Below are 15,517 nucleotides of genomic sequence, written 5' to 3'. Positions count from 1 at the left end.
CTTCTAAACGGCTAAAAAAAATCTTTTGAACGTCTAAATAATAACTAAAAAGAGTCAACCTATTTCAGTATAATACACAACCAATAATGTTCTGGAATAAAAAGACAAAATTACCGATTACCAAAGAAGACAAAATTTGGATTGACGAAGACCTTAATTGGTTACGGACTGAATTTGGCGAGGAACATTTTATGGAAATCCGAACTGTGACACCAACAAAAGATTTTTACGACAGAACTTTTGACGGAACTGAAAAAGATGCGGAATTCATACTCAAACGGACAATGGAATTAATGAACATTCGAGATACTGAAATTAAACTCGAATTCTTCTCAGACGAACCAATTGAAATGGATGATGGAACAACTTTGACAACACCAGCAGATATAAACGGAAGTTGGAAAAGTGCAAGTGGAACTTATCAGCAAACAGAAAAAGGTACGATTATATCAATAGAAACAAGCCAATTAAAAAATACGATTTCCTTAATTGCGACAATAGCACATGAATTATCACATCAGATTTTATTAGGAGAAAATCGAATAGAAGAAAATGACGAATTTTTAACTGATTTTACAGCCATTGCTTACGGATTTGGAATTTTTATTGGAAATTCTCGATTTAATTTTTCCCAATTTGCAACAGGCGGAACATTTGGTTGGAATTCAACTGGACAAGGATATTTACCAGAACAAATAATTGCCTATGCAATGGCTTGGTTATCCAAAGAAAGGAATGAAAAAAATGAATTCAGTCAACATTTGAATAAATCAATGAAAAAATATTTTGAACAGAGTTATAAATATTTGACTGACGAAAAAACCGAATAAATACGTGTGCTAACACCGTGTATAATTAATTGCTTTGTTCTTCCCTACTTGCGAATATTCCTGCGGAATATTCACGGGTTCGTGCCTTTTTGTTAACTTACTCGCTTAACCACGCAACTAATCATACACAACAACGTTGTACACAATACCGAAAAACCATTACTCTATTCAATAACTTAACGCAACAAATCTAAATTTATAGATTTGTAATATGATAGTTTAAAATAACGAGCCGAAAGAGCATAAAATTTTTCCAACTCATCATCCATACAAAAATATCTATGCCCCTACTCGTTCTGTACTTTACTTCAATTAAACATGCAACACTTTCGTTTTTTTATCATAAGCCAAATTGTTTTTAGACTTTCCAAACTTGTTCAAAATCAGAACACCTATAAGTATTCCTAACATCCCTAAATAATGCCAAAAAACCAACTTTTCGCCATCTAAAACACCCCAAAGCACAGCAACAACGGGAATTAGGTATGTAAGCGAACTAGCAAAAACAGCTGAAGATTTTTGAATTAATTGATTCTGCATAAACTGAGCTAAAGCTGTTCCCAAAACACCTAATGTAATTAATGATAGCAACGGAAAAACTTGTTGCTCACTAACTTTGATATTCGACTCATATCCACTAAAAAATAAAAAAAGAAAGCCGAATATTCCTGAAAAAGAAACAGCAATTGTGGTTAGATGAAGTGAATTTACATCAGATAGATATGTTTTTACAATATTAAAATTCAATCCGTAACAAATAGTTGCGATAATGATTAATAACGCATATTCGTTTAACGAAAATGTGCTTCCAGTAGTAATCAAAATTAAAAAACTAGCAGAAATAAAACCTATAGCAAGACCCAACCATTGTAACTTATTAATAGATTTTCTAAAAAAAAGTAATCCAAGAACACTTGTAAACATTGGAACTAAAGCATTTAATATTCCTGCAAGTGCACTACTAATTTGAGATTGTGCGATACTAAACAGATAGGACGGAAAAACCATACTCAACAAGCTTACTAGTAAAATTACTGGAACTTTTTCACTTGGTATTTTTCTAATATGCCGAATAGCAAAACAAAACATTACTAAAAAAGCAGATACTAACCGGATAGTTGCAGCCTGCCAAACCGTATAACCTTTTAATCCATTTTTAATCAAAATGAACGAACTGCCCCAAATCAAAACCAACGCTATAAAATAGAACCAAACTTTATAATTGTTTTTTACTTTCATGTGTATTTATTTATTGTTTTAATAGGTCACATGCTGTTCGCTAATAATCATTCCTTTGATTGATGAAAATTTCAGCATGCTCGTTTCATCTCTAATATAAATTGAAATACAAAGGAAGGATATTCTATTAATGAAAAAAAATACTTAATTTTGATTAATTAATAACATATTTTAATCAATAAAATGACAACTACTCAATTACAAAACTTTTTGGTATTGACCGAAACACTGAATTTCAGAAAAGCATCGGAACGGATTTTTATTGCCCAACCCGCTTTAAGTAGACAGATTCAGGTGCTTGAGGAAGAACTCGGTTTTTTATTGTTCGACCGTTCACGAAAGCAAATTGCGTTGACTAAATCGGGAATATTCTTTAAAACGGAGGTTTCCAAAATATTGAACCAACTCGACCAATCCATTAAAAGAGGAGTTTTGATTAATCAAGGAAAGGCAGGCGAAATTAAAATTGGACACGCAAGTTCGGCGATGCATACTGTCTTGCCAGAACTGCTACGATATATGGAAACGAATCTGCCCGACTTAAAATCCAGTCTCGTAGAGGGAACTAATGAAATGATATTCGACAAATTGAACGACAACGAAGTGGATTTTGGTTTTGTTCCGAATGCATTTATTCCCGATGGACTTTCGAGCCTCTCGATTTACAAAGAAAACTATCTTTTAATTTTACCCAAAGAACATCGGTTGAACACCTCTAATTTTAAGGATTTGGCGGACTGTAAAAACGAAAAATGGGTCTTGAATCCACAAGCCGAGGGATTTGGATATATGGAAGAAATTCTGAAAATCATTGGAAATTATGGATATTCCCCAAAAATAGTGCATCGTTCGCCAAATACATCAACCGTTCTAAGAATGGTTTCTGCAGGACTTGGAATCACGATGATGGGAAAATCGACTTTAAAAGGGTTTTCGCTTGACCTAAAAAGTATAGAACTTTCTGATTTGCCATACCAATTGGATATGAAATTGGTGTGGAAAACGGAACGGGAAAATGAATTGGAATCGTATCTAAATTTTTTGAAAAACTATTTGAAGATTTAAACATTGGAACACTTAACCCGTTACACACACTTTTACACCAACGCTTCATCCGCTGCAAAAAAGAGTGTTCCATGACCTTTCAAAAGGAAAATTTTTGAATAAAACTTTTGAAGAACATTCCGTTTACAAAAACATCCGAATTCAATATCTTAACGCAACAATTCTAAATGAACGATTAAAAACAAAAACGACTAAGTCATTCTTTTATTTATGTTACGACTTGTAAACAATTGATTTTTCTCATCTGAAACAATGCCTAAAAAGCGTTCATAATGCTTTAGAACATCTGAAATCAATTCATTTTCAGTAAACAACTGAACATCATAACCTTCTCGCTCATCACCAAAATAAGACTTCGGGAAAAATACATGATTATTTTCTACAACATTTATATTTTGTTCATTCATTAAACTATCGGACACCAATTTAGACTCATTTCTAACTCCGTAAATAAAGTTATTGACTAAATCATACTCAACCTCGATTTCAATTTTATTAGGATCTTTAAAGGAATTGAGTTTAGCATTAACACCATTCTTTAAAAACTCTTTTTGTAAATTTTCAAAAGCTGGTTTTACCGTCTTATCAATATACTCATCTGTCGTTTTTTTATCGCTAAATGAAATAATTTGTCCGAGTCTTGATTTCCATGATTGCCCTGACCAAGGAACTGTAGAAATTGAATAGTCACGTTCGTAATAATTTTGATCAATGATTAAGGCTTTGACAAAACTTATTATAAAAAGAAGCATAATAATAGCAAAGGGTAAGGCTGTTATTAAGGTCATGGATTGCAATGCTTCTAACCCACCGGCACGTAACAACATGAGTGCAAGAGATGCGAGTAAAACTCCCCACGTTACAATTTGCCACTTTGGAGATTTAGGTGCATTTCTTGTTGCGATCCCATTCATTACAAATATTCCAGAATCGGCAGAAGTCACAAAGAAAATAATGATAATGGCTAAAGTTAAAAAGCTCGTGATTTCTGTAAATGGTAAATATTCTAAAAAACTAAACATCAACGCATCTGGATTATCCGCGAGCAAACTCAATGCTCCATCTGCTATGTTTTGGTCAAACCAAACCGCACTATTCCCAAAAACAGACATCCAAATAAAATTGAACAAAGTAGGGATTATCAGTACTGCTGAAACAAATTCTCTAATCGTACGTCCTTTTGATATCCTTGCTATAAATATTCCTACATAAGGAGACCATGAAATCCACCATGCCCAATATAAAATTGTCCAATCAAAGAACCAAGGTTGCTTTGCTTCTTCATTTGCATACGTTGAAAACGTTAAGTCGAAAAAACTAGAAACATAGCTGCCCAGTCCTTCCGTGAAAGTTCCAATTAAATACACTGTTGGGCCCAAAAAAAGTACAAATAGCAAGAGTACAACCACACTCAATATGTTGATCCTACTTAAAACTTTAACTCCTTTATCAACTCCACTAACCGCCGAGAATACTGAAATTGACACCAAAACAATAACAATTAAAGCTTGATACAAGAAACTGGTATCTGGAACAATATTAAATTTTTCTAATCCTGAATTTAATTGTAGTACCCCAAAACCAAGTGTGGTTGTAATTCCGAAGAATGTACTACACAGTGCAAATATGTCAATTATATTTCCCCATTTCCCTTTAATTCTATCTTTTAAAAGTGGATAAAAACAACTACGTAAGGATAAAGGTAAACGGTAACGATATGCAAAATAAGAAAGTGATAAGCCCACAACTCCATATATAGCCCAAGCATGAACACCCCAATGAAAGAAAGTGAATAGCTGTGCGTCATTTGCCCTTTGAACGGGTGAATTTTCAGAAAATGCTGTATGTGTGTAATGCTGCATAGGTTCGGCAACACTAAAATACATCAAGCCAATTCCCATACCTGCCGCAAAAAGCATTGAAATCCAAGAGAAAAAAGAATATTCTGGTTTGCTATTGTTCTTTCCTAACCGAATGTTTCCATGCTTAGTGAAAAGCAAAATAATTAAAAACAGAACGAACACCGTCACTGACCAAACAAAAATGAAGTACAAGTTGGTAAAAATGTAATTCTTCACAAAGTCAAGGATTGAATTGGTTGCTTCTGGGAAAATGGCAGATAAAACACAAATCCCAATGATAAATATCATACTTGGAATAAAAATACCTTTACTTAAAGTGGATTTTAATTTCATTTTTTTACAATTGATTTAAAAAAAATTGATCAAATTTCAGTTGACTTGCTCAAGTTTTTTGCTCTTTATCTTAAAGTCCAAATGTAAAAAAGATAAATTTAATCTAGAGCAAACACTGTCAAGAGATTCTGGGGAAGTTTGATACAAAAACGAAAAGAATCCTGAAAGATAACGTAACAAAATTGGAACAGAATTGAACGAAAATAATTGAATATAAAATTTAACTTTTTATAAGCACTGCACACAACACCGTATAAAATTAATTGCTTAGTACACTCCTACTTAGTAAAACCTGCGAATTTTCCTCTGGTTCGTTTCTTTTTAATTAAAAAGCAGCAAATAAATAATAGTAATTAGCCTATAATCTTAACTAACAACTCCTTAAGCAAGTCTCCTTGAGGTACTGCATTAGCACTTACACCTTTACTTTTTACATCAGTTTCACGAAGCAAACCGATAACAGCACTTACTTTTTTCATCGGATAATGTCTGGCCGCATCAATATACTCGTTTACAAAATATGGATTTACTTTAAGTGCAGATGCTACACTACGTGGGTTTTTATCAGACATGCCATGAAGGTGCAATAAATCTGAAAAGAATTTAAACAACAAAGCAACCGAAACAACAATTGGATTATCCTTTGGGTTCTCTGCAAAATACTTTGCAATTTGGTGCGCTTTTAAAGCATTGCGTTGTCCAACCGCCTTTCGTAATTCAAAATTATTAAAATCCTTACTGATCCCTATGTTTTCTTCAATATGTTCTGGTGTAATCTGAGTCCCTTCTGGTAAAACGATTTTAAGCTTGTTAAGTTCGTTGTCTATCTTACTAAGATTGGTGCCTAAAAACTCAACTAACATCTGAGCCGCTTTAGGTGAAATATTATAATTCTGACCAGCTAAGACACGTCTAATCCAATCGGCAACTTGGTTGTCGTACATTTTCTTACTTTCAAAAACAACACCGCCATTTTTACTAATTGCTTTATAAAGTGCTTTTCGCTTGTCTAATTTTTTGTATTTATAATTAAGAACTAAAACCGTTGATGGTTGCGGATTATTAGCATATTTCACTAACTGCTCAATAGTTCTGCTTAAGTCTTGCGCTTCTTTAACAATGACTACTTGGCGTTCTGCCATCATCGGAAAACGCTTGGCATTACTCACAATATCATCTATAGTGATATCTCTTCCGTAAAGAACCATTTGGTTAAACCCTTTTTCGGTGTCGTCCAAAACATGGTCTTCAATATAGTCCGAAATCTTATCGATATAATAAGCTTCCTCACCCATTAAAAAATATATAGGTTTAAGGTCACCTTTTTTTATTGCCGCTACAAGTTGTTTTACGTCGTCCAAAATTGATATAAATTCCAAAAATGAGATTCCAAATTCCAAGACTAATATTCAACATGATATTAAATAATATGGATTTTGGTAATCGAAAATTGTGATTTGTAGTATTCTGCTTTAACTTTGAAAAAATTAACGATTCTAAGTGTTACAAGAACTCAACTTTCCAAAGTTTGAATACCGTTTCAAAAGTACAGAAAATAAAGTATCTATTTTTGATGTCATTCGGAAAAAATTCATCATTCTCCAGCCCGAAGAATGGGTAAGGCAACATTGTGTTCATTATTTAATGACAATTAAACAATACCCAAAATCATTGATTAACGTCGAAAAAGAGCTAATTATAAACGGTTTAAAAAAACGCTACGATATTGTTATTTTTAATTCTGATGGTAGTATTCATTTAATTGTTGAATGCAAATCGCACACCATACAAATTGATCAAACAACTTTCGACCAAATTGCACGGTATAATCTGGCCTTAAATGCATCGTTTTTAATGGTAACTAATGGTTTAAATCATTATTATTGTGAAATGGATATGGATGCTGAACGGTTTTCGTTTTTAAAAGACATACCTAACTATATTAAGAAGTAAATGCTACAAACCAAAGACTTAGCAATTGTTATTTTAAACTGGAATGGAAAAGACTTATTAGAACAGTTTTTGCCATCTGTTATAAAATATTCCGACGAGGCTGTAATTTATGTCGCTGATAATGCTTCAACTGACGCGTCTGTTGCTTTTGTAACGAAAAAATTTCCTTCGGTAAAGCTTATAAAAAATACAGAAAATGGTGGTTATGCAAAAGGGTATAATGATGCTTTAAAACATGTTGAAGAACCACTCCTCTGCTTATTAAATAGTGATATTGAAGTGACCAAAAATTGGCTTCAACCTATAATGTCTGAATTTAATAGTAATCCTACGACAGCTATTATTCAACCCAAAATTTTAGACTATAAAGACAAATCTCATTTTGAGTATGCAGGTGCTGCTGGTGGATTTATAGACAAATATGCATTTCCCTATTGTAGAGGTCGAATTTTTGATACTATTGAAAAAGACAACGGACAATACAACGATACTAAAACTATTTTCTGGGCTTCAGGTGCTTGCTTTTTTATTAAAAATGAGGTGTTTAAAACCTTAAATGGATTTGACGAGTCTTTTTTTGCTCATATGGAAGAAATTGATTTATGTTGGAGGGCTTTTAATTCTAATTATGTAACCAAATATATTGGAGCTTCAACCGTATATCATGTCGGTGGCGCAACGTTAACAAATACCAACCCTAAGAAAACCTATCTTAATTTTAGAAATAGTTTGTTTACACTAGTAAAACATACGGATTCCCATGTGGTATTTAGAGTGTTACTAAAAATGAGTTTAGACGGCATAGCTGGTCTAAGGTTCTTGTTTCAACTAAAACCGTCATTTTTTATGGCAATTTTAAAAGCACATATGTCATTTTATTACCACTTACCTAGACTTATAAAACAGCGTAAACAACTACCTAAACGTTCTGGATATTACGAAACACCGTCTATTGTTTGGTCTTATTTTATAAAAAATCGAACACAATTTTAATTGTTTATAAAACTGTTAAAATTTATGTTAATCCATATCGTACGCGCATTAGTTTTCCATAATTTTGTGTTGTTAAAATTAACAACTTAAACTGTATCGTTCAATTATGAAAAAATTAATGTTATTAAGTGTATGCTCAATGGTGTTTTTAGCATCATGTGTGTCTAAAAAAGATTACTTAGCCCTTGAAGCACAACAAAAAGAGACCCAAGATTTATTAAATACTGCAACCGTTAAACTAAATAGTTGTTTATCTGATGTTGCTGCAGCTAATGCTAGAGTGGAAACTATGAAAGATCAATTAGCAGATTTGCGTAAAGCTAATCAGGATTTAATTGATACAAAAGGTGATTTAACTATCTTAACTAAAAAAGGATCTGAAAATCTTGAAAAGTCTTTAGAAAGTTTAAAGGAACGTGACTTAAAAATCACAAGATTACAAGATGCTTTAACAAAAAAGGATAGTGTAACCCTTGCTGTTGTTACGAGTCTTAAAAAAGCTGTTGGAATCAATGATCCTGATATTGAAATTAATGTAGAAAAAGGTGTTGTATTTATTTCTATTGCAGATAAGTTATTATTCAAGAGTGGTAGTTATAATGTAACTAGTAGAGCTAAAGAAGTTTTAGCTAAAGTTGCTAAGGTAATTAACAGTAAGCCTGATTTTGAAGCTATGGTTGAGTCTCATACAGATAATGTACCTTATAATAAGCCACCATTAGTTGATAACTGGGATTTAAGTGTAAAACGTGCTACTTCAGTAGTTAGAGTTTTAGAAAACTTAGAAGTTAACCCACAACAGTTAATTGCTGCTGGTCGTAGTCACTACGTGCCTTTAGTAGAAAATGATACTGCTCAAAACAAAGCAAAAAACAGACGTACTCGTATTGTTGTAATGCCTAAAATTGATCAGTTCTACGAAATGGTAGAAAATGAAATGAAAAATTTGTCTGAAGGAACTGAAGACTAATTTTATAATATTTTGATATAAAAAAACCCAATGCGTTTGCATTGGGTTTTTTGGTTTTTATAACCTCTCTACTTCAGAGTATCGTAAGATTGCACCAATCTAATGAACTCCGCTCTATAACCATCTTTGTCCACTCCTCTTCCACTTTCTGCCAACTCAATGACTTTTGATGTTGATGCATTATTAAAGTATTTAGAAGTTCTCAGTTGCATACCGAATAATACCACAGCTGATGCAAAATTCATATCATCAGAAGCTTCCACGATTTTAGTATCTTGCACATGCACCATTTCAATACTCTTGTCTTCATTTGGCTTTTTATACCTAAATTTTACCGTAAATAATTCATCTTCGTAATTAGAAGTAACTTCAGACTTTGTGTATTTTAATTTTGCCACTTTTTTTAAGTAATCACTTTTAATACCGACAGGAATTATCTCATACAAGGCTGTAACTGTATGACCACTTCCTAATTCTCCAGCATCTTTGGTATCATCTACAAAGTCTTCATCGGCTAATAATCTATTTTCGTAGCCTATTAACCTATAAGCTTGAACTTTCTTAGGATTAAACTCTACTTGAATTTTTACATCCTTTGCAATCGTAAAAAGTGTTCCTCCAAATTCTTTACCAAACACCTTTTGTGCTTCTTGCATATTATCTATATAAGCATGATTACCATTGCCTTTGTCTGCTAAAACTTCTAACTTTGAATCTTTATAATTGCCGTAACCAAATCCTAAAACGGATAAGAATACTCCAGATTTTCGTTTTTCTTCAATTAGGGTTTTCATATCATTATCACTTGAAGCTCCCACATTAAAATCTCCATCTGTAGCTAAGATGACACGATTATTTCCATTCTTTTTGAAATTCTTTTCGGCTAATTTATAAGCTAATTCAATACCTGCACCACCAGCCGTTGAACCTCCTGAACTCAAATTATTTAACGCCGTTAAAATGGCTTCTTTGTTATTGCCAGACGTAGGTTCTAAGACCACACCTGCAGCACCTGCATAAACCACAATAGATACCTTATCTTTTTCACGAAGTTGATTAACCAACAATTTAAATGCACTTTTTAATAATGGTAATTTGTTCTGTGAACGCATTGAACCAGACACATCTATTAAGAAGGTTAAGTTAGATGCTGGTAGTTCGGCATTGTCATAAGTTTTACCTTGTAACCCAATTCTAACCAATTGTGTGTCTTTGTGCCAAGGTGTTGTTACAACTTCAGTATTAATGGAAAAAGGATGTTCATCGGTTGGTTGTGGATAATTATAATTGAAGTAATTCACCATCTCTTCGAGCTTTACAGCATTTGCAGGAATGGTTTCTCCATTGTTTATCATACGTCTTACATTACTATAACCAGCTTTATCTACGTCTATTGAAAACGTTGAAAGTGCAGAAAGGTTAGTACGCTTAAAAGCATTCTCTTCAATTTGAGTGTATGATTCATTCAAAAAATTATCTATGTCTTCAAAATTAACCTTGTTTTTATGGCCTTTGGTTCTTAAGATGATTACACCTTTGGTTCCTTTATAACCGAAAACAACTTTGCCTTGACTCGCATTAATGATTTCGATATGCTTAATTTTATCTGCATTAATATTTCTAAACTCACTTTCGGAAATTGGTGCTCCGTTTAAAATATAAAGCGGTTCTTTTGAATTGATTGAAGTCACACCTCTGATAACTACATTTGGTGAAGACCTTTGTGTTCCGTTTGAATGTGTGACTGCAACTCCTGTTGCCTTTCCAGAAAGTTTAGAGGCTATTGTTGGTCTTGGTTTTACAGCGTGTGTATAATTATGTCTGTTAGACGTTCCGTAACCCATGATAACAACTTCTTCTAATCTGTTATCTGACTTGAGTGCGATATCATAAACTAAAGCAGAACCAATAGTGACGCTTTGAGACTTTAAACCAATATATGATGCCACGATTACATCACCAACGTTAACTTTAAGTTTATAATTACCATCAAAATCAGTTTGAGCACCAACAGTGCTTCCTTTAACAATGACACTTGCTCCAGGTAATGGCAAACCATCAGCTGCAGTTGTTATAGTTCCTGAAATTGTTTTTTCTTGAGCTATTATGTATCCTGAGGATAACATAAAGCATAACATAAGTACTAGATTTTTCATAATAGTTGATTTATAAGTTTATGTAAACCTATAAACAAACACTACTATGTAAAACCAATAATGAGTAAACGACCTATTTGAATGAGTTAAGCCCCTAAAATAGCTTTTATCGTTTTTTTACGTTGAATTTTACCATTAACGGTTTCCGAAAACTTATCTACAGTATAAATAGTTTTAGGTATTTCAAATTTCTCAACAGTTTTAAGCTCTTTAATAACCTTTAAAATAGCGTCTTTAGATTCTGTTGGATTTTCAACAATTAGTATTAGCTTTTCACCGAGAGTAACATCATCTTCTCCTGCGATTATGAAACGCTGTTTAATAACAGGCTGTAGTTTGTCTTCAATTTGCTCTGGAAATAATTTTACTCCACCAGAATTTATAACATTATCATAACGACCAAGCAATTTAAAGCTAGTTTCTGAATTTAATTCAACAATATCGTTAGTAATTAAAGCCTCTTCTACTAGTTTTGGTGCATGAATAATTAAACAATTTCTATCGTCTTGTTCAAATTTCACATTCTGTAAAGCGTTAAAATACTGCTCCTTTTCTGCAGATTTAGATTGTAATCTCCTAACAGCAACATGGGTTACAGTTTCTGTCATACCATAGGTTTCAAAAAACTTAGGTTCGCAATGCGCAATGCGTTCTAAAAGTGGCTTAGTCACTTTAGAGCCACCAACAATAATTGTTTTTATGTTGTAAATATAATTAAGTGTATGTTTTAACTGTAACGGAACCATAGCACAGAAATCATACGATTTTTCATAGTCAAAAATGGGTTGTGCAGATGGCTCAACAAAATCAATTTCTAAACCCAAAACTAAAGCACGTACAAACATCATTTTACCTGCTATAAAATGACTTGGTAAGCAATGTAAAGCTTTATCGCCTGGCTCTAAACCGAAAAAATTACCTGTAGCAATGGCCGAATTAACCATAGCTTGTTTCATGAGTTTAATTTCCTTAGGAACACCTGTAGAACCCGAAGTGGTTACATATAAAAAATCTTTGTTGTTTAACCAATCGATTAAAAAATTTCCAGTGACTTTTTCATAAGGTTCTCCTTCTTTTATAAGACTATAAGCAACTTCCTTTAATTCTTCATGACTAAAGTGAAGTCCATTAAACTTAAAACGGTTGTGTACTTTGTTGTATTCTGGTGTCATAATTAATCAATTATTTTATAATTCTCTTTTGGTGGCTCTTCAACGTTTCCGAATAATTTATCCTTCCAATTAGTCCAGCCGTATTTTTTTGAAAGAATTAATAACATTATAGGATATACAATTAAAACTGGTAATATAATTTCAGAAATTGACCCTAATTCTGGGCTAGATGTGTCTTTAAAAAGCGCATCTGTTTGAAGTGCTGTCCAATCTGCCGTTACTAATAATGAAGCAATTAAATTGTTCCCTAAGTGAAACCCTAAAGCCAACTCTAAACCTTCATCCATCAAGGTCATTATTCCTAAAAGCAATCCTGTTCCAATATAAAAAATCATCATTTTCCAAAATCCAATTGCTCCTACCTCTGGATTTGCACTATGCGCAACTCCAAACAAAATAGATGTAAAAATTAAAGGAAACCACTTATTTTTAACTAGAACACCAATATGCTGCATTAAATAACCTCTAAAAAGATATTCCTCTAAACCTATTTGAAATGGAAATAATAATATACTGATGATAAACAGCACTGCAAATTTTCCTGGATTAAATTGAAATACTATTTCAGACGAATCTATATAGTACATTAGAAAAAACGTTCCAACCGTATAAATAGTAATCATTAAAAACGAAAACAATATGCGTTTAAAATCAACTTTTAATCGTGTTGTTGTTAATGATAAAAGACTTCGTTGATGTACAAATTTCACTAACACAAATAAGAGTCCTAGCAAAAATGTAAACGGTAACAAGTTGATAGCTAAAACTACATTTGCTGGCAAATTCCAGTGATCCATAGCTTTCATTGCAGCATCTAAATCTGCTGGATCAGCAAACACGTAAAACACAAAATTACTGATAAAAATACCTGCTACTAAAACCGTTGTTAAGATAAACATCCAAAGTTCACGCTGACCTTTATAAGCTTGTTGAATATAATTCATATACTAAAATTCCAATTCTCTTTTAAATCGTAATACAAAGTTCCGTTATTTACACGTAATGGAGAAGAAAAATTGTTAGTAAATAAACTGCCAGTTCCTAAACCTTGAGGCATTGTATTTTTTAATGTATAGGTCCATTGCGAAATAGCATTTAAACCAATATTACTTTCTAAAGCACTGGTTATCCACCAATTAATATTTAAACTTTCTGCAATGTTAATCCATTGTTGACTTCCTGTAAAACCACCAACTAAACTTGGTTTCAAAATAATGTACTGCGGTTTTATAGTTTGAAGTAATTCTTGTTTATTCTCTTCTAAAAAAACACCAATTAATTCTTCATCTAAAGCAATAGGCAACGGAGTGTCTTCACAAAGTTTTGCCATTGCATCAAATTGTTTTGGTTTAATGGGTTGCTCTATGGAATGTAATTGGTATTCCGACAGTTGATGTAATTTTTCTAGAGCATCCTTAGGTGAAAATGCACCATTGGCATCTACTCTAAGTTCAATGTCAGACACTGAAAACTCATTTCGGATAGATTTTAAAATATCTAACTCCGTTTGAAAATCAATAGCTCCAATTTTTAATTTAATACAATCAAATCCGGTTTCAATTTTTTCTTTGATTTGAGTGCGCATAAAATCGTCATCTCCCATCCAAACTAAACCATTTATAGGAATGCCTTGGGTCCCTTTTGTAAAATCTGAAGGAAACAATTCAAATTGATTTTTACTTTCTAATGACTTAAAAGCCGTTTCCAATCCAAATTGAATACTAGGAAATTCAATTAATTCAGTTAAAAGGTTTTCTAAACCAAAATGAATGTTATGACATGTCCATTTCAATTTATCTTCAAAATCGGGTCTATCATCAATAGATAAGCCTCGTAAAATACCACATTCCCCTACTCCAGTTTTACCGTCGTTTTCTAACACAATAAACCATGTTTCTTTTGTGGTCATTACGCCTCTCGAGGTGCCACTTGGACGTTTAAAGTTTAGAATATATTTATGGTAGCTTGCTTTCATCATAGAAATCAAAAATACTTAAATATTTTCGTAAATTAGAGCTCAAATAACAACTCTAATGCCCGATTTTCCTAATATCATTCTTTATGCCATTCCATTTTTTATATTGGCTATGATATTAGAATTATATGTCACTACAAAACAACACATTAACACCTACGAAACTAAAGATGCCTTCTCATCTATAGCCATGGGATTAGGTAATGTGGTAGTGGGTTTTGCCAGTAAAGCTGTAGTAATATTAGTATTCTTTTGGGTCTATGACAACTTTAGGTTGTTTACAATTCCTGTAGCTTGGTGGTCGTTTTTACTGATATTTTTCGCAGACGACTTTGCCTATTATTGGTTTCATCGTGTGTCGCACGAATGTCGTTTATTTTGGGCATCACATGTGGTTCATCACTCTTCAGAACATTATAATTTAAGTACAGCGTTGCGACAAACCTGGTCTGGTGGCTTTTATACGTTTATATTTTGGCTTTGGTTACCGTTGTTAGGATTTCATCCTGCTATGATATTGCTACAGATGTCTATTAGTTTACTGTATCAATTCTGGATTCATACCGAAGCGATAAACAAAATGCCAAAATGGTTTGAAGCGGTTTTTAATACACCTTCACACCATAGAGTGCATCATGGTAGTAATCCAATTTATTTAGATCGCAATCATGCCGGAATATTGATTATTTGGGATCGATTATTTGGAACATTTCAACCAGAACTAGCTGACGAAAAAGTAACCTATGGTTTAGTTACAAATATTAAAAGCTACAACCCTATTAAAATTGCCTTTATGGAATGGTGGCAACTCTTAAAAGATGCCTTTACTGGAAAAATGTCTTTAAAAGACCGCCTACTCTACCTTTTTAAACCACCAGGTTGGAAACATGATGGAAGTGGTAAAGTTAGCGATGATTTGCGCGATGAATGGTTACGCTCAATGAAAAAGTAAGACCTAGAAAAACAGTA

The 15,517-nt window shown here is 32.8% G+C and carries 13 protein-coding genes; 6 read left to right on the top strand and 7 right to left on the bottom strand.

All coding sequences use genetic code 11. From position 1 onward, the window contains the following. The first annotated feature begins 86 nt into the window (after nt 1-86). On the top strand, nt 87-830 hold the full coding sequence (locus tag K1X16_RS16410; protein ID WP_225037176.1) for a hypothetical protein: 744 nt from the start codon (nt 87-89) through the stop codon (nt 828-830). A 312-nt stretch (nt 831-1,142) separates the two neighbouring features. Here K1X16_RS16410 and K1X16_RS16405 read toward each other — a convergent pair whose 3' ends face one another. Continuing rightward, nucleotides 1,143-2,069: a DMT family transporter gene (locus tag K1X16_RS16405; protein ID WP_225037175.1), complete on the bottom strand. Its 927-nt coding sequence runs from the start codon at nt 2,067-2,069 to the stop codon at nt 1,143-1,145. A gap of 183 nt (nt 2,070-2,252) precedes the next feature. On the opposite strand from K1X16_RS16405, the gene K1X16_RS16400 reads away from it, so the two are divergent. Then, nucleotides 2,253-3,134 carry a LysR family transcriptional regulator gene (locus K1X16_RS16400; protein ID WP_225037174.1) on the top strand — a complete coding sequence of 294 codons (882 nt, stop codon included), beginning with the start codon at nt 2,253-2,255 and terminating at the stop codon, nt 3,132-3,134. A gap of 191 nt (nt 3,135-3,325) precedes the next feature. Here the strand turns inward: K1X16_RS16400 and K1X16_RS16395 are convergent, their stop codons facing one another. Together K1X16_RS16395 and holA are read right to left on the bottom strand one after the other, a co-directional pair. Continuing rightward, a complete protein-coding gene (locus K1X16_RS16395; RefSeq protein ID WP_195871185.1) occupies nt 3,326-5,329 on the bottom strand; it encodes a BCCT family transporter in 2,004 nt (667 codons plus the stop codon). 353 nt (nt 5,330-5,682) lie between these two features. Then, a complete protein-coding gene (gene holA, locus K1X16_RS16390) occupies nt 5,683-6,690 on the bottom strand; it encodes a DNA polymerase III subunit delta (protein WP_195871186.1) in 1,008 nt (335 codons plus the stop codon). 139 nt (nt 6,691-6,829) lie between these two features. On the opposite strand from holA, the gene K1X16_RS16385 reads away from it, so the two are divergent. From K1X16_RS16385 to K1X16_RS16375, 3 genes are all read left to right on the top strand, one after another. Next, nucleotides 6,830-7,282 carry a type I restriction enzyme HsdR N-terminal domain-containing protein gene (locus K1X16_RS16385; RefSeq protein WP_225037173.1) on the top strand — a complete coding sequence of 151 codons (453 nt, stop codon included), beginning with the start codon at nt 6,830-6,832 and terminating at the stop codon, nt 7,280-7,282. Then, on the top strand, nt 7,283-8,275 hold the full coding sequence (locus tag K1X16_RS16380) for a glycosyltransferase family 2 protein (protein ID WP_225037172.1): 993 nt from the start codon (nt 7,283-7,285) through the stop codon (nt 8,273-8,275). A gap of 106 nt (nt 8,276-8,381) precedes the next feature. Next, complete coding sequence (locus K1X16_RS16375) at nt 8,382-9,245, top strand: flagellar motor protein MotB (protein WP_195871189.1); 864 nt, start codon at nt 8,382-8,384, stop codon at nt 9,243-9,245. Nucleotides 9,246-9,313: 68 nt separating this feature from the next. Here K1X16_RS16375 and K1X16_RS16370 read toward each other — a convergent pair whose 3' ends face one another. From K1X16_RS16370 to K1X16_RS16355, 4 genes are all read right to left on the bottom strand, one after another. Beyond that, on the bottom strand, nt 9,314-11,401 hold the full coding sequence (locus K1X16_RS16370) for a VWA domain-containing protein (RefSeq protein ID WP_225037171.1): 2,088 nt from the start codon (nt 11,399-11,401) through the stop codon (nt 9,314-9,316). An 86-nt stretch (nt 11,402-11,487) separates the two neighbouring features. After that, nucleotides 11,488-12,573 carry an AMP-binding protein gene (locus K1X16_RS16365; protein WP_195871191.1) on the bottom strand — a complete coding sequence of 362 codons (1,086 nt, stop codon included), beginning with the start codon at nt 12,571-12,573 and terminating at the stop codon, nt 11,488-11,490. Between the two features lie 2 nt (nt 12,574-12,575). Then, nucleotides 12,576-13,517: a CPBP family intramembrane glutamic endopeptidase gene (locus K1X16_RS16360; protein WP_225037170.1), complete on the bottom strand. Its 942-nt coding sequence runs from the start codon at nt 13,515-13,517 to the stop codon at nt 12,576-12,578. After that, complete coding sequence (locus K1X16_RS16355) at nt 13,514-14,548, bottom strand: o-succinylbenzoate synthase (protein ID WP_225037180.1); 1,035 nt, start codon at nt 14,546-14,548, stop codon at nt 13,514-13,516. The genes K1X16_RS16360 and K1X16_RS16355 overlap by 4 nt, the downstream gene beginning before the upstream one ends. A 58-nt stretch (nt 14,549-14,606) precedes the next feature. Between K1X16_RS16355 and K1X16_RS16350 the strand changes: the two genes are divergently transcribed. After that, a complete protein-coding gene (locus K1X16_RS16350; protein ID WP_195871193.1) occupies nt 14,607-15,500 on the top strand; it encodes a sterol desaturase family protein in 894 nt (297 codons plus the stop codon). The last annotated feature ends 17 nt before the right edge of the window (nt 15,501-15,517 follow it).

It is taken from the genome of Winogradskyella sp. SM1960 (assembly GCF_020179375.1).
Classification (GTDB): Bacteria; Bacteroidota; Bacteroidia; order Flavobacteriales; family Flavobacteriaceae; genus Winogradskyella; species Winogradskyella marina.
This window is presented reverse-complemented; position numbering and strand designations above follow the sequence as displayed.

Coding starts and splice junctions, on each gene's coding strand:
- K1X16_RS16410 (WP_225037176.1), top strand. CDS start 87: ATGTTCTGGAATAAAAAGACAAAATTACCGATTACCAAAGAAGACAAA.
- K1X16_RS16405 (WP_225037175.1), bottom strand. CDS start 2,069: ATGAAAGTAAAAAACAATTATAAAGTTTGGTTCTATTTTATAGCGTTG.
- K1X16_RS16400 (WP_225037174.1), top strand. CDS start 2,253: ATGACAACTACTCAATTACAAAACTTTTTGGTATTGACCGAAACACTG.
- K1X16_RS16395 (WP_195871185.1), bottom strand. CDS start 5,329: ATGAAATTAAAATCCACTTTAAGTAAAGGTATTTTTATTCCAAGTATG.
- K1X16_RS16380 (WP_225037172.1), top strand. CDS start 7,283: ATGCTACAAACCAAAGACTTAGCAATTGTTATTTTAAACTGGAATGGA.
- K1X16_RS16375 (WP_195871189.1), top strand. CDS start 8,382: ATGAAAAAATTAATGTTATTAAGTGTATGCTCAATGGTGTTTTTAGCA.
- K1X16_RS16370 (WP_225037171.1), bottom strand. CDS start 11,401: ATGAAAAATCTAGTACTTATGTTATGCTTTATGTTATCCTCAGGATAC.
- K1X16_RS16365 (WP_195871191.1), bottom strand. CDS start 12,573: ATGACACCAGAATACAACAAAGTACACAACCGTTTTAAGTTTAATGGA.
- K1X16_RS16360 (WP_225037170.1), bottom strand. CDS start 13,517: ATGAATTATATTCAACAAGCTTATAAAGGTCAGCGTGAACTTTGGATG.
- K1X16_RS16355 (WP_225037180.1), bottom strand. CDS start 14,548: ATGAAAGCAAGCTACCATAAATATATTCTAAACTTTAAACGTCCAAGT.
- K1X16_RS16350 (WP_195871193.1), top strand. CDS start 14,607: ATGCCCGATTTTCCTAATATCATTCTTTATGCCATTCCATTTTTTATA.